Origin of the sequence: Pseudomaricurvus sp. HS19 (assembly GCF_009857815.1) — a bacterium.
Taxonomy (GTDB): Bacteria; Pseudomonadota; Gammaproteobacteria; order Pseudomonadales; family Cellvibrionaceae; genus Pseudomaricurvus.
This window is the reverse complement of the sequence record NZ_WVVW01000001.1, coordinates 780,333-800,189: the sequence shown is the minus strand read 5'-3', so window position 1 is coordinate 800,189 and position 19,857 is coordinate 780,333. Positions and strand designations below refer to the sequence as shown.

The 19,857-nt window shown below is 55.2% G+C and carries 14 protein-coding genes; 9 read left to right on the top strand and 5 right to left on the bottom strand.

Annotated elements, in window-relative coordinates:
- The first annotated feature begins 51 nt into the window (after nt 1-51).
- The gene (locus GSF27_RS03520; RefSeq protein WP_160965751.1) at nt 52-282 is read left to right on the top strand and encodes a hypothetical protein; all 231 of its coding nucleotides are present in this window, start codon (nt 52-54) and stop codon (nt 280-282) included.
- 21 nt (nt 283-303) lie between these two features.
- On the opposite strand, the gene GSF27_RS03515 is transcribed toward GSF27_RS03520, so the two are convergent.
- The 5 genes from GSF27_RS03515 to GSF27_RS03495 form a co-directional block, all read right to left on the bottom strand.
- Nucleotides 304-1,461 (bottom strand): sterol desaturase family protein, encoded by a 1,158-nt coding sequence (locus GSF27_RS03515; protein ID WP_160965749.1) that lies wholly within the window; start codon nt 1,459-1,461, stop codon nt 304-306.
- A 176-nt stretch (nt 1,462-1,637) separates the two neighbouring features.
- On the bottom strand, nt 1,638-2,120 hold the full coding sequence (locus tag GSF27_RS03510; RefSeq protein ID WP_202410252.1) for a GNAT family N-acetyltransferase: 483 nt from the start codon (nt 2,118-2,120) through the stop codon (nt 1,638-1,640).
- Between the two features lie 207 nt (nt 2,121-2,327).
- Entirely contained in the window at nt 2,328-2,921 is a 594-nt protein-coding gene (locus GSF27_RS03505) for a nicotinamide mononucleotide transporter (protein ID WP_160965747.1), read from the bottom strand.
- A gap of 224 nt (nt 2,922-3,145) precedes the next feature.
- Entirely contained in the window at nt 3,146-3,925 is a 780-nt protein-coding gene (locus GSF27_RS03500) for a hypothetical protein (RefSeq protein WP_160965745.1), read from the bottom strand.
- A gap of 791 nt (nt 3,926-4,716) precedes the next feature.
- Entirely contained in the window at nt 4,717-6,132 is a 1,416-nt protein-coding gene (locus GSF27_RS03495; RefSeq protein WP_160965743.1) for an SRPBCC family protein, read from the bottom strand.
- Nucleotides 6,133-6,372: 240 nt separating this feature from the next.
- Between GSF27_RS03495 and GSF27_RS03490 the strand changes: the two genes are divergently transcribed.
- The 8 genes from GSF27_RS03490 (at nt 6,373) to GSF27_RS03455 (ending at nt 19,767) form a co-directional block, all read left to right on the top strand.
- Complete coding sequence (locus GSF27_RS03490; RefSeq protein WP_160965741.1) at nt 6,373-7,686, top strand: amidohydrolase family protein; 1,314 nt, start codon at nt 6,373-6,375, stop codon at nt 7,684-7,686.
- Nucleotides 7,687-7,996: 310 nt separating this feature from the next.
- Nucleotides 7,997-8,836, top strand: a complete 840-nt coding sequence (locus tag GSF27_RS03485) for a TauD/TfdA family dioxygenase (RefSeq protein ID WP_202410251.1) — start codon at nt 7,997-7,999, stop codon at nt 8,834-8,836.
- Between the two features lie 432 nt (nt 8,837-9,268).
- Nucleotides 9,269-11,116: an NAD(P)/FAD-dependent oxidoreductase gene (locus tag GSF27_RS03480; RefSeq protein ID WP_160965739.1), complete on the top strand. Its 1,848-nt coding sequence runs from the start codon at nt 9,269-9,271 to the stop codon at nt 11,114-11,116.
- 123 nt (nt 11,117-11,239) lie between these two features.
- Nucleotides 11,240-12,628 carry an SRPBCC family protein gene (locus tag GSF27_RS03475; RefSeq protein ID WP_160965737.1) on the top strand — a complete coding sequence of 463 codons (1,389 nt, stop codon included), beginning with the start codon at nt 11,240-11,242 and terminating at the stop codon, nt 12,626-12,628.
- Between the two features lie 314 nt (nt 12,629-12,942).
- Nucleotides 12,943-14,808: an NAD(P)/FAD-dependent oxidoreductase gene (locus tag GSF27_RS03470; RefSeq protein ID WP_160965735.1), complete on the top strand. Its 1,866-nt coding sequence runs from the start codon at nt 12,943-12,945 to the stop codon at nt 14,806-14,808.
- Between the two features lie 120 nt (nt 14,809-14,928).
- Entirely contained in the window at nt 14,929-16,326 is a 1,398-nt protein-coding gene (locus GSF27_RS03465; protein WP_160965733.1) for an SRPBCC family protein, read from the top strand.
- A gap of 155 nt (nt 16,327-16,481) precedes the next feature.
- Complete coding sequence (locus tag GSF27_RS03460; protein ID WP_160965731.1) at nt 16,482-18,230, top strand: thiamine pyrophosphate-binding protein; 1,749 nt, start codon at nt 16,482-16,484, stop codon at nt 18,228-18,230.
- 109 nt (nt 18,231-18,339) lie between these two features.
- On the top strand, nt 18,340-19,767 hold the full coding sequence (locus GSF27_RS03455) for an aldehyde dehydrogenase family protein (protein WP_160965729.1): 1,428 nt from the start codon (nt 18,340-18,342) through the stop codon (nt 19,765-19,767).
- Nucleotides 19,768-19,857 lie beyond the last annotated feature (90 nt).

Sequence of the window (19,857 nt, the reverse complement as noted above, 5' to 3'; positions counted from 1 at the left end):
GTCACTTATCCATGCTTCATGCTCTTGGAGTAGGGGAGCTGTGCACGACGATTGCAAAACACAGCCCGGCAATGCCGGGAAACCCTGCTTGCTGACTACGCTCAGTATCAACAGTGCATCAGTGTCTATATGCCCATCTATAACGACAGCTACATGGCCAGGTTTGATAGCTTCAATGACAAGTATACTGCCGAGATCACCAGAAAGTATTCGCGCCCCAATGCCCGGAGTATCTGTCTGTCGGAAATCGAAACCATGGACCGGGTCATGAGTATCTTCTGACGCTCACCTGTTTGCCAGATTTCACGTCTTGTCTTTGGAACCCAACAGCGCTGTTATGGGATAGAGCAGCTGTCCGAGCACCGTGCGAGGCAACCTGACGGTAGTGCCGTATTCCGCCGGCCAGTGCTGGTCGGGCAGGTGATAGGTCTTGAACAGTCGGTCAAACAGCACCGTATGCGCTGAGTAGTTGGTATCGATGGCAGGCTTTTCCGAGCTGTGGTGCCAATGGTGAAATTGCGGTGTGACAAAGATGTATTTCAATGGCCCGAAGTTGATCGACAAATTGCAGTGAATCAGGATGGCCTGCAGTGCCGCAAAGGTCACATAGATATTGAGCGCCTGGGGATCTGCACCGATCAGGTACAGCGGCACCATCACCATGGCTCGTTCCGAGAATACCTGCAGGAAGTGCCCTCGGGAGCCGGCCAGCCAGTCGAGGTTTTCCACCGAGTGGTGCACCGCATGGATCGGCCACAGCGGCTTCACTTCGTGGTACAGGCGATGCTCCCAGTAGAGAACAAAATCGGCGCAAATCACAATAATACCCACCTGTAACAGAATGGGCATGGAGCGAACCGCCTCTTGCAGTGAGGGGCTGAGCGCCCACTCAAAATGGCTGGCGTGGTAGTTGGCAAAGATCAGGATGGCGGATATGGCCAGGTGGTTAAACACGAAATAGAACAGGTCTACATCCCACTCCGGCCGCATGATCAACTGATCGCGGTATTTGGGGAACAGCTTTTCCAGGGTCATAAACACAACCGCAGACAGCAGGAACGCGATGATCAGCCAATCCACGCCCAGCGAGAGAGCATGCGGCTCAACCGGACCAACCGGTATGGTGTGTCCGCCGAGGTAGAACCCGAGCAGGGTAAGAACCACACCGGCCACGCCCGGAACTTTGTATTTGGCTTTGTTGAGGATGAGAGCCAAAACCCCAAACAACAACGAGAAGTACATGCCGTACCTCAACACCAGCTGCAGCTGCTTGGCATCGTAGGCTGCACGCAAGTCTGTTGTAGTCAGGTAAGAAGGGTAGAGGTAGGCCAGTACAGCGAGGAGGCTTAATAAGCCCAGGGTAAACGACAAATAGCCGCTGATTCGTCCCTCGCCCAGGCGAAACTCCCTGGACTCATCCTTGATAACTTCCCGGTTACGATATTGGTACTGTTCTTCCATGTACTGAATGTGCCTTTGCTGCTGAGGATTGGGGCGCGCGCTGTATGGAGACTCTGTGCGTAAAGTAGCCAGACAGATGCCGCCGTTCCTACAGGTGCTCGTAGTTGTTGTCAGGTGATGTTGTCTGAGTGGCAGACAGGATGTCCAGTAGTCTCTGCGTGAAGCAGGTCACAGGGTTAGCTGTGCTCGACATCGTAAAGCGTAAAGCCTCGTGCCTCGTAATTTTTGAGCGCGTTCGGGTGGTCCAGATCGCAGGTGTGTACCCAGACCCTGCGGGTTCCGGGCAGTGACCAGGCAGTGGCAATCGCATGGGTCAGCAAATAACCGCCAAGGCCTTTGCCGATAAAATCGGGCGCGAGCCCGAAATAGACCAGCTCCACATTGCCTTCATCCTGCACCTGCAGTTCGTAATAGCCGGCAATGCTGCCCTCGACGTACGCAACCCAGGTGCGTAAATTGTCGTTCTCCGCGTACTCCTGCCACGCCTGATCCGTGAGGGAGAGCTTGTCCGTCCAGCTCCAGGCCTCGCCAACCAACTGGTACAGAAAGCGGTTGAAGCGGAAATTCTTAACCTTGGCCTCATTGATGGAAATTCCGGCCACAGCCTCTTTCGGAAGCAGGTTATCTTTTGAGGTCATTTCCAGGTAATAAATGATCATGGGCGTTATCAGCGCTGTGGTTAGGGATGGGTGGCTGGTCAATAAAGAGGGGGAGGGCGGCTCCCGGTAATCAGGGCAGGCCCGCAGTTTTCCGGTTTTCACAGGAAAAGTGGCGCAAGTCTACCGGAATTGCAATTGGTAAATCTACCGGACTGGAGGCGCTGACGCGACTTCGACTGATATCGGTTATCGCTGCTGTGCCTGTTATCACTTCTGCAAAAGCGCCGCCTTGTGATTGCGGTGCGCCTTTATAAAGCCAAACAGCACAAAGCATAATGACAGCAGCTGCTGCGCCATAAGGATAGGCTTCTCCTGAATATACATCAGGCCCGCCATGCTGACGTTCATCAGCATAAACATCAGCCAGCCATTGTTATTGCCTTTAGCCAGAAAGTAACTCCCTAACAGAAACCCGAACATCACGCCAACCTCCAGAATCTGGCTCACTGACGCTAAGCCCCCGTGGTGGTAGATGCTGATGGAAAACCCGAACGCCAATGCGGAGTAGGTACAGAGCGACACCAGCTTGTTAAAGCGCCGGTTTACCCTCTGGTGGTTATGGATGGTGTTGTACAGGCCCAGCAACATGGCCGGAATGCCCCCGGCCTCGATGGACGCGGCGATCCAGTCGTTGTGGGCGACAAGAATCACCACCCAGGCAGGTACACCCAGCAGATAGACAATCCATCCCAGAATCTTCAGTTGGCGTTTTCTGGCTTCGGCAAAAGACTCTGCGGTGGCGAACAGTATCTTGTTCGACAGGTAGCAGCTTCCGCCCCAGACTTGTAAAAATAGGTCCATGGCTCAGGTGTTCTTGTGGGGTATGTGTGTGGGTTTGGTGCTTGGCAGCGGCCGGCGGACAGTACCAGAAATGGAGGGATAGCAACAGTCTCGGGATGGCTGTTAGTTGGCTATAAATTGATCCGCAAAAAGGTAAGGGGGCGCGCTATTTCTCAAGGCAGATTTTATGCATAACACCTAAAGCAGCGGCAGTATTAGCTGTCCGCTGCCTTCACTTGTTAGCACTATCGGGTGAAATTAAACCCTATACCAAAAGAAATCCAGATGTCATCTTGATATTCCCACTCATCCCCCTTATCGCCAGACAAGTGATCTGCTCCAAGTAGAAGTGCTACATCCCAGTTTTTATCAATTTCAAAATTTATACCTATGGCAGCTGTTAACCCCGTTTCGCTTTCAACATCCTCAGTGCCAACCTCACTAACTGATATTTGCGATAAACCAGCTGTTGCCAAAATCTCAATTACTTCCCATTTATATGATAGATACGGACCAATCGTTGAATCACTATACAAATCTCCGTCTCTTAGCTTGAACGGAACAACCAGAACTCCAGTGCTTACCCCGCCGACGCGTTTGTAATTTGATTTTTGTACTCGGTGTTTGCCATTAAGACATACTTTATGTGGTGCTGAAAAATATTTCTCTATTGTATATTCAGTATTATCAGTATTGGCATCACCATCATCTACCTTATCAAGTTCATATACATGAACCATCAATTCATTTGATGTTTGCGCATCTTTATCTAATGTCTGTCTAAAATATGAGTTTTTAGGAAGGGGAACTTTATCTGTTGCAGGTATAGCGTCATCCTCACACGAGGCATCGATGTCGAGCAAATCAATCTGGTATTGGTTTTTATATGATGGTGTAAACGTAAACCCAAAACGTGCGTTTGTTTCTGTATTAATACACCTATCATTGTCATTACAAATGGTAGTTTCTCCTGACAGGCACACGGACGGAATAAGCACAATTAATAAAAAAACTATATATTTCATATTTCTCTCCTTAGATGGGTTGTGTTGCTCACAGAGTACTAACGTATTGATTTTGGGCAGCGGAGCGCAGCTTAGCCGTCCCAGCCGCGCGCCTTTTTCGCTGCGACCAAGAGTAACTAGTTGCGCGCGTTGTGATTTACCACTGCCCAACGTTAATTTACTGCCGATGATGGTTGTTCTGCTTTCAGCGGCACCCTGTACTTTTACGGAAACTAGGCCTCAGGCCGAACACCCTAGCCGGCATGTTTTGTAAACCCTGACGAACCTTCCGTGGTACACCTGGCGACGAACAACACGCACCGGCACATATTCTTTAAAACCTACGCCCTATCAAAAATAACGAATGGACGCGTAATAGTCTGTTTATGAAGGCTGGCCTTAAAAATAATTAGAGGGGAGTCTTTATAATTAATTTGGTATTTATTCTTGGTGTGCATGTATGTTTTATTTGGTTTTTTATTGCTCGGAACTAGATGGTGAATAGTAGAAAGGGAAATGCTCTTCCTAACAGGGATTTTTGGGCTGATAAAAGCTGGCACGGGAAGTGTTGTCATTTGGAAGGGCGCCTTTCCTTGGCAGGTTTATAAATCCATTAGCGACTGATAGCTTGCTTGCGGAACGGTGCCGACATCGCAATATCGCCATTTATAGGTTGCCAATTTAATATCTGCGCTGAATGAAGTTATGTCTAGCCGAAAGTTCCACAAGTTGGCGCATGGTTACGCGGGGAGAATAAAAAAGGGCGCATGTTTTCACATGCGCCCTTTTTTCTAAGCCGATATGTAAAGGCTTTAGTCTTGCAGGTAGCGATCCAGCTCCCGATGCATATTGGAGATCAGCTGCTCCTGATCCTCCGCCAGCCATACCTGCTTCATGCCCTTGGAGTGCAGGCCAACCTGCACGCGGGGGATGTTGCCCAGGTCCTGCTGTGGGATCAGGCCGATCTGGGTTTCCGGGTCGGTAACGATTTCCACGGTGGAGCGTACTGGCTGCTCGTTGGCGGGCAGGGTGGTTACCGAGCGGATTTCGAAAATACATTTGTCCGGGTCGGTTGGGTGAGGGCGTGCGCGGTAGATGGCGGCGTTACCCGCTTGTGGCAGGATCAGTACATTCGGGAAGATGAAGTTCACACCACCCCATTTACCGATGTGCTCCGGGGTCATCTTCGGCATGGGGCGATTCTGCTCGGCAGCGGTGGCGTATTGCAGCTTCACGTACTCGGCGCCCACGTTGGCATCCGCCGGCAGGTCCTTGTCCTTCAGGGTGCGCAGCAGGTCGATGTCTTTCTTGAGGATCATGGCGCCCAGCCCTTCCGCGGTCAGGTTCATGCGGGTGGCCATTGCCTCAATCTGCTCGGCCTTGGTGGGGGGAGGGCCTCCCTGCACATGACCGGCAATCGGGGTTTTGGCGCCGCCGTGGAAGTAGCCGTGGCCGTTGTCCAGTGAACGGTAGGTGAGATCCTTGAAGAACATGTCGTCGTCTTCTTCGCGGTTGCCGTAGACCACTTCACTGCCCACTTTTTCCAGCTGTGGGTGGGTGGCAGAGACGTGGTAGGCCTCGAAGAAGGCTTCCTGGGCCACTTTCCAGTTGCAGGGGATTTCCGCCTGTTTCCACCAGATGTGGTGCATGTCGCCAACCACGAAGTCGTCGAGGAATTGCTTCATGGGAGCGATAAAGTCGGAGAAGGGCTGGGGGTTGTCATCCAGGTTGATGAATACGAAGCCGGCGTAGACCTCGCAGTGGGTCTGGCGCATGGCCACGTCTTCGTCGCGCAGGTTGCCACCGGCAAACTCGTCGCGGCCAAGTACCATCTGGATCTCGCCTTCCAGGTTCCAGCGCCAGCCGTGGAATGGGCAAATAATGCGTTCTTCTTCGAAATGGCCACAGCCTTCGCCCAGGGTGGTGCCACGGTGGGGGCAGAAGTTGAAGAAGGACTTCACGCTGTCGCCTTCGCCGCGCACCAGCAGGATGGACTGGTCGCCGATGGTGTAGGTGGTGTAGTCGCCTTTTTGCGGGATCTCGTCCAAACGTGCGGCGATCTGCCACACACGGTTCCACATTTTGCTGAATTCCAGCTCGGCAAACTCCTTATCTGTGTAGCGGCCTACACCGAGGGCTTGCTTCTGGGTCTTCCAGCGATCGGGCCAGTCGGTGGCGTCTTTCTGCAGGGAAGTCGGGGTGTTAACAGGGCTCAGGTTGGCGCTCATAAGGTTTTTCCTTTTTTGGGTTACCCGCCTTTGGGGTAACTGTTATTGCCCAGCGGTGCACTGTTCCCCCTACCCGGGTGGCCCGCCGATGAGTGCATCCTAGGTGGCGGGGCTGATGCCAGTCCTTGATCCAGGTCAATGCCCCAAAGTTCAAGAGCGGGAATCATGCGAATCATTGGTCATCACTGTTGAATAGCAGTGATTTGATCAAATAATAACCGCGAACCGGAGGAATACCCCATGCAAATGGACGATATGGTGATCATCAGCGTCGATGACCACATCAGTGAGCCACCAGATATGTTTCAGAAGCACCTGTCTGGTGACGATCTGAAGAGTGCCCCCCAGTTTGAGCAGCGCAACGGTGCTGACTACTGGACTTACCAGGGCATGATCATGACCTCAGTGGGTCTGAACGCTGTGGTTGGTCGCCCGCCCGAAGAGTACGGCATGGAGCCTCAGTCGCTGGAGCAGGTACGCAAGGGTTGTTACGACCCGAAAGCCCGCATCGACGACATGAACGTGAACGGTATTGCCGGCTCCCTGAACTTCGGCAGTATCGGTGGTTTTGAAGGCAGCCGCCTGTTCCACCGCGCGCCCGATAAGAATATGGCCTACACCCACCTGCGTGCCTACAACGACTGGCACATCCTGGAGTGGTGTGGCTACGACAGCAGCCGTTTCATCGCCTGTGCCTTGCTGCCAACCTGGAATATGGATTTCACCGTAGCCGAGATCAAGCGCGTTAAGGCGATGGGCTGTAACAACGTCAGCCTGAGCGACAACCCCACCAAGATTGGCCTGCCCAGCATCCACAACCCTTACTGGGAGCCAATGTGGAAAGCGCTGGCCGAGAACGATATGACCATCAACCTGCATATCGGCTCTGGTAACGCGGCACCGCACGCCTCCGATGAAACGCCAATCGAAGCGTGGATCACCACCATGCCAATGGCTATTAATGTGGGTGCTGCGGATTGGCTCAACCTGTCTGCGCTGCTGCGTTACCCGGACCTGAAGATCTCCCTGTCCGAGAGTGGCATCGGCTGGATTCCTTACTTCATGGAGCGCGCTGACTTCAGTCATGCCCGTCATACCGCCTGGACCCATTCTACCTTTGGCGGCATGAAGCCAAGTGAAGTGTTCAAGAGACACTTTATGAGCTGCTTTGTAGACGACCTGTTTGGCCTGAAGAACCTGGGTGAAATTGGCGAAGACAACGTGGCTTACGAGTGTGACTACCCTCACTCTGATGCGCTGTGGCCAGAAGTACCTGAATATCTGTGGCAGGGCGTTAAAAACCTGACCGATGAGCAGATCGACAAGGTCACTCACAAAAACGCTATGAACTGGCTGAAGCATGACATCTTCAAGGGCTACAAGCGTGAAGAGCTGACTGTTGGTGCCCTGCGTGCCCAGGCCAAGGCTGACGGCGTAGACACCACTCCTATCTCCTCCGGCGGCTGTGCGCCTCTGGAAGAGGGTGAAGTACCACGTCGCATTACCACTGGTGACATCGTCAAGATGTTCGCCAAGCAGGAGAAAGTGGCCTGATTACCGGGCTGCTGATCCGCTGAAAGAGGGCGCTGCAATCGCGAGGTTGTAGCGCCTTTTTGTTTTATATAGAGATGTGTCCGGACTTTACCTTTCCGCTGATAGGCTGGTTGATTTGAGTCAAGGTAGTGAGTGTCCTGCATTAAATACACTGCAGGGACAGTCAATTACGTACGCCGCAGTCAGGCAAAAAGTACGGACAAAATGGGCTGGCGACTTGCTGCTGGTTGAGGGCAGGCACCGGATCCGCTGAGTGCAGATACACAGATATAAAAGCCCAAATAAAACAGGTGAATCCAGGAGAGTAATTATGAGTATGGCAGCCACACAGAAAGTGACCCTGCAGGTTGAAAATATCTCGGACAACATCGGTGCCCGCGTACTTAACAGCAAAGATGAGCTGTTGAGTGGTGAGCTGGGCCCCGAGCTCAGAGAGCTGCTGGAGCAGCGCGGCGTGCTGGTACTGCCGGAAATCAATTTTACCGATGATGAGCAGGTAATCTTTACCGAGCAGCTGGGCGAGTTTATGCCGGAGCTCCAAGGGCAGAAAGTATTTAACATCTCCCTCGACAAAGAGAAGAACCCCAACCGCGATTACCTGAAAGGGTCTCTTTACTGGCACATCGACGGCACCATGAATCAGGCGCCTATCGGTGCAGCCGTACTGAGCAGCAAGGTGTTGCCGACCTGGGGTGGAAATACTGAATTCTGTAACACCTACGCCGCCTACGATGCGCTGCCACAGGAGACCAAGGACCAGATCGAGAACCTTAAGGTCAAGCACTCCATGTGGAACACCCTCATGTATCACACTCCGGAGCCCAGCAAGGCGGAGCTGGAGGGCTATATGGCTCGTGGTGAGGTGGAGTTGCCATTGGTGTGGACGCATCAGTCAGGACGTAAATCCCTGGTGTTGGGCAACACTGCGATGCGGGTGATTGGTGTGAGTGATATGGAAAGCGCGTTGTTGCTGCACGGCCTGCGTGAGTTCGCTACCAGCGAGCCGTTCCATTACGCCCACGAGTGGAAACTGGGTGATGCGGTGATCTGGGATAACACCGGCACCATGCACCGCGCCATGCCTTATGATCCTGATTGTGGTCGTCTGTTGCACCGCACCAAGACTGCGGGTGTTGAGCCTATCGTTTGATGGGTGGCCGCCGAGGGTTTGTTGGCGGCGAATTGCTTTGTCCTTTGAAAAGCCCGGGCTCAGGTCCGGGCTTTTTCGTTGGTGTTGCGGTTATCCGGGCCTTGCTGCCGGGCTAGGGTGGGCAGGGGAAATGGAGCGTTAAGGATCGCCCGGGGGACCGGGCTCCTACGATGGCGGTGCATGTTGTAGGAGCCCGGTGGCCCAGACCAGCCTCTCTTCCAGCTGCACTGGAATTCACCTTATCCCCCGGGCGATCTTTTGGGGTGCGCGCCCCCAACTAAACTGCCAACAGCCCCCATTTTTGACTCAAATCAACCAAGCCCTACATATCTCAACTTGCCTCTTTCAAAGTCAACAACACTGTTGTTTTATAGGCTCACAAGTTCACCAAATACCAATAAATGGCCGCGAGCCGATGAGAGGTTACCAACGATGACTCTTTACGACGTAGATCTGCCTACCGCTGAAGAAATTGACATTCCTGCGCTGAAAGAGAAGTACAAGCAGGAGCGCGACAGACGCATGACCAAGGCTGGCCAGGACCAGTACGTGAAGCCTGTCGATGAGTTCTCCTATACCTACGAGGGCGACCCCTATACCCCGACTACACCCCGCTCTCCGGTCAAGAAAGATCTGGACGTAGTGGTTCTCGGCGGTGGCTGGTCAGGCATTCTGAGTGGTGTGCTGTTGCGTCAGGAAGGCCTCAACGACTTCTGCATCATCGACCACGCCGGTGACTTCGGCGGCGTCTGGTACTGGAACCGTTACCCCGGCCTGCAGTGTGATAACGATGCGTACTGCTACCTGCCGATGCTGGAAGAGACCGGCTTTATGCCGTCGAAGAAATTCACCGAAGGCTACGAGATCCGCGAGTACGCCCAGTCCATCTGCAAAAAGTTTGATCTGTACGAGAAAGCGCTGTTTCACACTATGATCAACAGCCTCAAGTGGGACGCAGAGAGCAGCCGCTGGATTGTCAAAACCAAGCAAGGCGATGAGCTGCGCGGTCGCCACATCATTATGGCTAACGGCTTGCTGAACATTCCCAAGCTGGCTGGCATTCCTGGTATCGGTGAGTTCAAAGGTCACATGTTCCACACCGCGCGCTGGGATTATGACTACACCGGTGGCAGCGAGAAGAACCCTGTGCTGGACAAGCTGAAAGACAAGCGTGTGGCTCTGGTGGGTACTGGCGCGACTGCCGTGCAGCTGGTGCCATACCTGGGCAAGTACTCCAAGGATTTCTACGTACTGCAGCGCACACCATCCTGTGTGGATACCCGTCGCAATTCCGAGACCGATCCTGAGTGGGCAGCGTCCCTGAAACCAGGCTGGCAGGCTGAGCGTCGCGCCAACTTCCACCGTGGTGCCAATGAGCGTTATCAGCCCGGTGAGCCGGATATGATTGTGGACATCTGGACCGAAGTGAACCGTCGCCTGTCCGATGAATTCAATGAGAAAGATTACTATCCGGATATGGAAGGTTACGCCGCCGAGCGTGATGTTATGGATTTCCGCGTGATGGAGCGCCTGCGCCGCCGTGTGGATGCCATCGTGCAGGACAAGGAGACCGCGGAAAAACTGAAGCCTTATTACCGCTACCAGTGCAAGCGCCCAACCTCCAACGACAACTACTACGACACTTTCAACCGCCCCAATGTGCACCTGATCGATGTATCGGAGACCCAGGGTGTGGAGCGCCTGACCGAGAAGGGCTTTATCGCCAACGGCCAGGAGTACGAAGTCGACTGCATCATTTTTGCCAGCGGCTACGAGGTAACCAGTGACCTGGATCGTCGCTGGGGCTTTGACGAGTTTGTTGGTCGCGATGGTGTATCCATCTACGATCGCTGGAACGGCGGCTATGCCACCCTGCACGGCATCATGACCACCAACTTCCCCAATGCCTACTTCATTGGTTACTTCCAGGGCGGCCTCAACTCCACCCTGACCTACAACTTTGAAGAGCAGTCGCGCCACATCGTGCACATCATTAAGGAGACCAAGGCCCGCGGTGCCGCCAGCGTCGAACCCACCGCTGAAGCGCAGGCGGCCTATGTGCAGCACTTCCGTGATACCGAAGTGGATCGCACTGAGTGGATCCGTGAATGTACGCCCAGCTACTTCAACAACGAAGGCAAGCCAGACGTGGATGAGAACGGTAACGAGAAATACCGCTTCTATCTCGGTGAGGTCTATGGCCCGGGTTGGGATGCCTTCATCAAGATGCTGGAAGACTGGCGCAATGATGGTGACCTGAAAGGGTTGGAGCTGAAATAACCGAGCGCTGCTGAAAAAGCGCCGGTGCAGGAAGCCTGTGCCGGCGCTTCAATATGTCTCTCCATTAAAATAATGCAGGCCGATGAGCCTGATAATAATTCGCCAGATACTCAGGAGATGGTCATGGATAACAACACGCTGATTCCCGCTGAACTGCTGGACGAGCCACTGGTCTATCCCGCCGAAGCCTACATTTCAAAAGATTACGCCGAAGCCGAAGGGGACAAACTCTGGTCCCGGGTGTGGCAGATTGCCGGTCGGGTGGAAGAGATCCCCGATGTGGGCAGCTATATCACCTACGACATCGGTACCGATTCTATCCTCATCGTCCGTTCCACCGACGAGAGCATCAAGGCCTACCACAACGTCTGTCCGCACCGCGGCCGCAAGCTGGTTTCCACGCCGGCCGGTGCCAACCAGGCGGTGGGCAAGAAAGACCAGGCTGGCGAGCACCCCGGTTTCTTCTGTAACTACCACGGCTGGACGTTCAACCTGGAAGGCCAGGCCACCTATATCCACGACAAGGATGACTGGAAAGGTGCCCTTAATGAAAACAATACCTGCCTGACCTCGGTGCAAGTGGACACCTGGGGCGGCTGGATCTGGATCAATATGGATCCCCAGGCCGGCCCGCTGCGTGAATACCTGGAGCCGGTGGCCAGCCTGATGGATCCGTTCCAGTTCGACAAGATGCGCTACCGCTTCCGCCAGTTCGGTATCTTTGAGTGCAACTGGAAAGTGGCACTGGAGGCCTTTCTGGAGCCCTACCATGTGGCCGCTACCCATCCGCAGCTGAGCAAGTACGGTGATTACTATGCCTACAGCAAGGCGCTGGGGTTTCATGGCAACACCGGTTTCGATACCCGCAAGGGTGGTGACACCTCATCGTCCGACAACAGTGTGCACCGGGCCGCCAAAGGTGCAGATCCCCGTGTCTCCATCGCCCAGATGCAGCAGGAGTACTGGGACACCATTGGTGCCAGCACCAGTGAAACCCTGGTGAAAACCGCGCAGACCCTGGTGGATGAACTGCCTGAAGGTACTCCGGCCAGCGAGGTGCACCACTATTGGCTGGACAAGGCCCGTAAGGTAGATGCGGAGCGGGGCGTCATCTGGCCGGAGATCTCCGAGAAGCAGATGGCGGATGCTGGCCTGGCCCTAAGCATCTTCCCCAACTTCAATATCATTCCAGGGCCCACCTTCGGGCTCTATTACCGGGTTCGTCCTTATGGCACCGACCCTGACAAGTGCATCTACGAGGCGGTGGCGCTGGACCTGTTCCCCGAGGGCGAGGAGCCGCAGACCGAGTGGATCCATGCCGAGCAGGACCCGGAGCAGTGGCCGTTTGTGATTGCCCAGGACATCTCCAACATGGTGGAGGTGCAGAAGGGCCTCAAGTCCCGCGGTTTCCGCGGCAACCTGCCCAATCCCCACCAGGAGAAGAAGGTCACCAACCTGCACCGCATGCTGGCCTACTACATGGGGACCGGTGTGCCGCGGGAAATGGAATAATCGCCCCAGCCTGGCTGACGGTCGCAGGCCAGAGCCCATCCCCGTGAGGGGGTGGGTTTTTGCGTTTCAGGGGGTTGGATATTGGCTAATGGGTGGGTTGGGAACCGGGGTGGTTAAGAACCCGGAAGTCCCATTGGGGTCTACAATTCTTCCCGGAGGCCGCGGTTGGCGGGGGTGCAGGGCGGGGCTCAGCATCCAGAGTAGACAACACTGTTGATTTTAACTAAGATCGACAGCACATTTGATAGCCACCACGCGCCCTGGTCCCGGAATATGGACCCCGAATGAGCGCCAAATACCCAGAGAGGTAGCCAATGACAATTAAAGCGACCAACGTTCCGGCTCGCGGCGAGCTTGATATCCCGGCCCTGAAAGCGAAATACCGTGAAGAGCGCGAGAAGCGCATCCGTAAAGAGGGCAACAAGCAGTACGCCCGCGCCACCGAAGACAAAGAATTCAAGGAAGAGTACCTCCATGACCCGCATATGCCGGTCGAGCCCCGTGAGGCCATTGAGGAGGAGCTGGAAGTTGCGATCCTGGGTGCTGGCTGGTCCGGTATCCTGGCGGCTTACCACCTGAAAAATGCAGGCATCACCAACTACCGCAATATCGACCACGCCGGTGACTGGGGTGGTGTGTGGTACTGGAACCGCTATCCTGGCATCCAGTGCGATAATGACGCTTACTGCTACCTGCCGCTGCTGGAAGAGACCGGCTTTATGCCCTCCAAGAAGTACTCCGACGGCTACGAGATCTACGACTACTTCAAGCTGATCGAGAAGAAATTCGAACTGGGCCAGAATGCCCTGTTCCACACTGTGATTGAGTCCCTGCAGTGGGATGAAGCGAGCAAGCGCTGGCACATCAGCACCAACCGCGGTGACAAGATTCGGGCCCGCTTCGTGATCATGGCCAACGGCCTGCTGAACATTCCGAAGTTCCCCGGTATCCCCGGCATTCACGACTTCAAAGGCAAGATGTTCCACACCTCGCGCTGGGATTACGACTACACCGGCGGCAGCTACCGCGAGCCTGTGCTTGATAAGCTGAAGGACAAGGCCGTAGCCATTATTGGTACCGGTGCCACCGCGATCCAGGCGATTCCTTACCTGGGTAAATACGCCAAGAAAGTTTACGTTCTGCAGCGTACGCCTTCCGTGGTTGACCAGCGCTACAACCACCCAACCGATCCCGAGTGGGCTGCGTCCCTGAAGCCAGGCTGGCAGAAAGAGCGTATCGACAACTTCCATCGTGCCGCCATGATGGGTCGCCTGCTGCCGGGTGAAGATGACCTGGTACAGGATTTCTGGACAGAAATCAGCCGCAACATGGCTGCAGAGCTGCGCGAAGAGGGCATCGAAGAGACTATCTCTATCGAAGAGTACTTCGCCCGTCGTGAAGAGATGGACTACCGCGTGATGGAGCGTATGCGTCAGCGCGTAGAGAGCCTGATCGATGATAAAGAGACCGCTGAAGCGCTGAAAGTGTGGTACCGCTTCCTGTGTAAGCGTCCTCTCTCCAACGATGACTACTACGATACTTTCAACCTGCCTAACGTTGAGCTGGTGGATGTGTCCGAAACCCAGGGTGTTGAGTGCATGACCGAAAAAGGTTTCATCGCTCACGGCAAAGAGTACGAGATCGACTGCATGATCTTTGCCAGTGGTTTCGAGGTCACCAGTGAACTGGAAAGCCGCTGGGGTATCAAAACTTACACCGGTCGCGATGGCCTCTCCATCTACGATCACTGGCGTTACGGTTACAAAACTTTGCACGGCATCATGACCAGCAAGTTCCCCAACCAGTTCTTCCTTGGTTACTATCAGGGTGGTGTAAACGCTACTACCACCGAGCAGTATGGAGCCCAGGGCTACCACGCCGCACAGGTGATCAAGGAGACCCTGAACAAGGGCTTCGTTGCTGTCGAGCCAACCGCCGAAGCGGAAGCTGAGTGGGTGCAACACGTTCGTGAAACCCTGATCGACATGACCGAGTTTGTGGACCAGTGTCCTCCCGGTTACTACAACAACGAAGGCCAGAAGGTGAAGGACGAGAACGGTAACGAGGTTTACCGTAACTTCCTTGGTGAAACCTACGGTCCGGGCTGGGAGGCTTTCTCTGCCGTTATGGACGAGTGGCGTGACGCCGGTCTGCTGGAAGGTATGATCACCGAAAAATAAAACCCGGCTGACCCGCGTGCGGGTCAGCGACGCTGTACCCAAGAAAAACTCGCCAGATACCGGGAGGGTCGCAAGACTCTCCCTTTTTTACAGCCAGCCTGTAAAAACAGGAGAATAATTATGAGTATACCTACAGACGACAATCACGGACCTCTGTCTGATGAGGACCTGGCCAAGCCATTGACCTATCCGGTCGATGCTTTCCTGTCCAAAGAATACCTGGACAAAGAGAAAGAGCTGCTGTGGCCCAACACCTGGCAGATGGCTGCCCGTCTGGAAGATATTCCACGCATTGGTGATTACATCACCTACAACATCTGCGATGAGTCGATCGTTATCATCCGTACCGCAGAAGACACCATCAAAGCCTATTACAACGTCTGTCCGCACCGTGGCCGCCAGCTGATCAGCACCCCGGACGACCAGAACTGCGTGCGTGGCCGCAAGAAGAGTTTTGTCTGTGGCTTCCACGGTTGGCAGTTCAACCTGGAAGGCGAAAACATCGGCATCCTTGACGAGGAAGATTGGCAGGGCGTGCTGAACAAGTCCCTGACTTGTCTAACGCCGGTGGAAAATCTCGACACCTGGATGGGTTGGATCTACGTTAACTTCACCAAGGATTGCGAATCGCTGAGCGAGTTCCTCGGTGACGTGGATCGAATCCTGTCACCGTTCCAGTTCGACAAGATGCGTTACAAGTGGCGCCAGTGGGCGGTTTACCCCTGTAACTGGAAAACCGCCATTGAAGCGTTCATGGAGCCTTACCACGTAGCCGGCACCCATACCCAGCTGCTCAAGTACGGCAAGTACTACGCTTACAGCAAGCCCTATGGCCTGCACGGCGTGAGTGGCTTCGACGAGAAAGATGCGAGCCAGAAAACCAGCCAGAGCACGGGTGTTGCCCGTGCAGGCCTGGGCGATCCGCGCATCTCTACCTACGAGCTGGCCCGCGAAAACTACGAGACTGTTAACTACGCCGCCTCCACCGACACCCTGGTGAATGCTGCCAAACGCCTGCAAGACGAGCTGCCTGAAGGTACCCCGGTTGCCGAAGTCATGGCGCACTGGATGGCCTCTGCCAAAGCCGACGACGCCGCGCGCGGTGTTATCTGGCCGGAGATCACCCCGGAGCAGCAGGCGGAATCCGGGCTGGCCTGGAGCCTGTTCCCCAACCAGACCATCCTTCACGGCCGTACCTTTGCCCTGTGCTACCGCGTACGTCCTTATGGTGATGATCCCAACAAGTGCATCTTTGAGTCCTACGCGCTGGAGCGCTACCCGGAAGGCGAAGAGCCACAGACCGAGTGGGTTTACGCCGAACCATCCAGCGAGAAGTGGGGCATGGTGCTGGCGCAGGATTTTGCCAACATGGAGTTCGTGCAGAAAGGTATGAAGTCCAAAGGCTTCCGCGGCACGCTGCCGAATCCACACCAGGAGCAGAAGATCACCAACATGCACCGCCACTTGGCTCGTGTGCTGGAAGGTCGTGGTCAGCCCAAACTGATCAAGAAGAGTTGATCTACAAGATCGACCCAAAAAAGAAGCAGAGAAACTGCTCACTTGAGTATGAGAAACCAACGCCGGCATCAGCCGGTGATAACAAAAGCAACACACTAAAAAAGGGATCCCCCGCAAGGGGGATTCACTCGCCAGATACACATTGGAGATGAGTTATGTCCGTACCTGTTCATGAGCGTATCGTTCATTTGCTGGAAGCCGAGGGAATCAATGCCCTGTTTGGTATTCCTGACCCCGGTTTCATTCACATGGCTATGGTGTGTGAGCAGCGCGGCTGGAAAGTCGTCGCCCCTCACCACGAGCAGAACGGTGCCTTCATGGCGGACGCCTGGTCCCGCATGACCGGTAAGCCCGGTGTCTGTTTTGGTACCCAGGGTCCCGGCATTGCCAACCTGGCCAGCGCCATGATCGTGGCCAAGAAAGAGGGTTCCCCAACCATCTTCTTCGGTGGCAACCGTTCACGCACTGCCAACCAGCGCGCCCGCGTGGGTCGTATCCAGTACCTGAACCAGCTGGAGATGTTCCGTCCACTGGTGAAGTACGCGGCAATCATCGAAGAGCCTGACCAGACTGACGAAATTATTCGCGAAGCGATCCGCCAGTGCACCACCGGCAAGCCTGGACCTGTTTACGTTGAGCTGCCACTGAGCGTGATCCACGAAACCTTCAACTGGCCACCGGTACAGACTCCGGACCAGTACCGCCTGACCGAGCAGGCCGCCAGCGGCACCATGATCGAGAAAGCGGTAGAGCTGATCAAGGGTGCGAAGAACCCTGTGATGCTGGTGGGGCAGGGCATGTTCACCTCCCGCTCTCACGCCCTGGTGGCGGAGCTGGCCGAGAAGCTGGACTGCCCGATCCTGCAGACTTCCGGCTGTGCAATGACCATCAAGGGTCAGGAAGATCGCACCTTTGCCTACGGCTTCTCTCCCGCTGGCCGCGCCGCTGCCAGCGAGTCTGACCTCTGTATCGCCATCGGTACCGAGCTGGGCGAGCCCGTACACATGGGTATCGGCCGTCACTGGGAGCAGGGCGATGCAGACCGCAAGTGGGTCTACATCGACCGTGACGCCGCTGCCATGCGGGTTAACCGACCCATCGATGCGCCTCTGGTAGGTTGCATGCGCGATGTTATTCCTCAGTTGATTGGCGCCCTGGGCGACTTCCAGCGCACCGGCTCCGAAGAGTTCGCCAGCTGGAAAGTGATGCAGAAAGAGTGGAAAGCCAAACTGGTGGCCGAAGTCCCAACCGGCGGTTCACCGGTACACCCTGCACGCCTGATCGTGGAAGCGACCAAAGTGATTCCGGGCGACGCCATCTACGCGGCCGACGGCGGCTCCACCACCATCTATGGCTGGACCTACACCCAGTACAAGCCGGAAGACCTGGTGTGGAACCAGAACACCGGCCACCTGGGTACCGGCCTGCCATACGCTATTGGTGCTGCGCTGGCCACCGACGCCAAGCGTCCTGTGGTTTTCGTGACCGGTGACTCCTCCTTCCAGTTCTCCCTCAACGAGCTGGAGACCGCAGTGCGTAAGAAGCTGCCAATCGTTACCGTGGTAGCCTGTGACTACGCCTGGGGCCTGGAAGTGGGCTGCTGGAAGAAGCAGGTGGGTCCGGATTCCCCTGAGACCGAAGGTCACTGGGGTAACTGGGTACGTTTCGACAAGATCGCCGAAGGTTACGGTGCCTACGGTGAGTACGTCGAGGCGGAAGCGGATATCGGCCCTGCGGTTGAGCGTGCTATCGAGCGTGCCCGTGCCGAAGGCAAGCCTACCGTTATCCAGGTGCCGGTAGAGCCATACGCCAACGCCATGGACGCTCCCAACTATGAGGAGTTCAAGTCCTGGTACACCGACTTCAAGGCCGGCTACGGTGCTGAAGCGGAAAAAGCCTACTAAGGCGAAGTGGTAACCTGCGCGCTAAACCGTGTGGTGGGTCTGTCCCCGCCGCACGGTTTTTTATTAGAATAGTGCGCCTGAACATAATGACACCCAGAGGGATGCGAACATGCGCGAATACCTGAAGTTCTACATCGACGGTCAGTGGGTCGACCCGATCGAGATGAAAACCGTCAATCCCATCAATCCCGCGACGGAAGAGCCTTCCGGCACCATTGCCCTGGGTTCTGAAAAGGACGTGGATCGTGCTGTTATGGCTGCACGCAAGGCGTTCGCTACCTGGTCCGAATCGACCAAGGAAGAGCGTCTTGACGTGCTGCAGCGCATTGCGGTTGAGTATGAGAAGCGCTCTGCGGATCTGGCCCAGGCCATCACTGATGAAATGGGCGCCCCGAAGGCGCTGGCGAGCGGTTTCCACCTGATGCTGGGTACCGGTCACCTGAATACCGCGATAGAAGTCCTGAAAAACTTCGAGTTTGAAGAACTGCGTGGCCAGACCATGATCCGTCACGAGCCTATCGGTGTGTGCGCCATGATCACACCGTGGAACTGGCCGGTAAACCAGATCGCGGTAAAAGTATTCCCGGCTATTGCCGCGGGTTGTACCGTTGTTATGAAGGCGTCGCAGGAGTCTCATTACTCTGCCCAGGTGCTGACTGAAATCATCGATGCCGCCGGTGTACCTGCTGGTGTGTTCAACATGATCCAGGGCAAGGGTTCTGTGGTCGGTATGGCTATGGCATCGCACCCGGAAGTGGATCTGGTTTCCATTACCGGCTCTGAAGGTGCTGGTGTTCAGGTTGCCAAGGCGGCTGCCGAAGGCGTTAAGCGCGTTGGTCAGGAGCTGGGCGGCAAGAGCGCCAATATTCTGCTGGATGACAGCGAGCTGCTGAACAATGTTAGCGGTGGCGTTATCACCATGATGGTGAACTCTGGCCAAACCTGTAGCGCTGCGTCACGTATGCTGGTGCCTAAAGCGAGAATGGCAGAAGTGATTGAAGCAGCCCGCAGTGCTGCCGCAACGGTCACCGTTGGTGATCCTAATGGCGACTTTGCCATGGGCCCGGTGGTGTCTGCTGGCCAGTTTGACCTGATTCAGGGCTACATCCAGAAAGGTGTCGACGAAGGCGCCGAGCTGATTGCTGGTGGTCTGGGTCGTCCGGAAGGTCTGAGCAAGGGCTTCTATGTCAAACCAACCGTATTTGCCAATGTGACCAACGACATGGTCATCGCCCGTGAAGAGATCTTTGGCCCGGTACTGTGCATCCTCGGTTACGACGACATTGATGACGCCATTCGTATCGCCAATGACTCACCGTTTGGTCTGGCAGGTAACGTCGGTGGTGTGGATCTGGAAGCCTGTCGCGCGGTTGCCCGTCGCATGCGCACCGGTTGTGTCTACATCAACAACGGCTTCGACTTTAACGCACCGTTCGGCGGCTATAAGCGCAGCGGTAACGGTCGTGAGTGGGGTGAGTTTGGTTTCCACGAATATCTGGAAATCAAAAGCATGCCGGGCTTTGCGCCAGAGGCGTGAGCGCTGTCAGCCAGTCACGAAAAAGCCCGCTTTAAAGCGGGCTTTTTTATTGTTTGACGTTGAATTACCTCAATCTGGATTTACGTCATT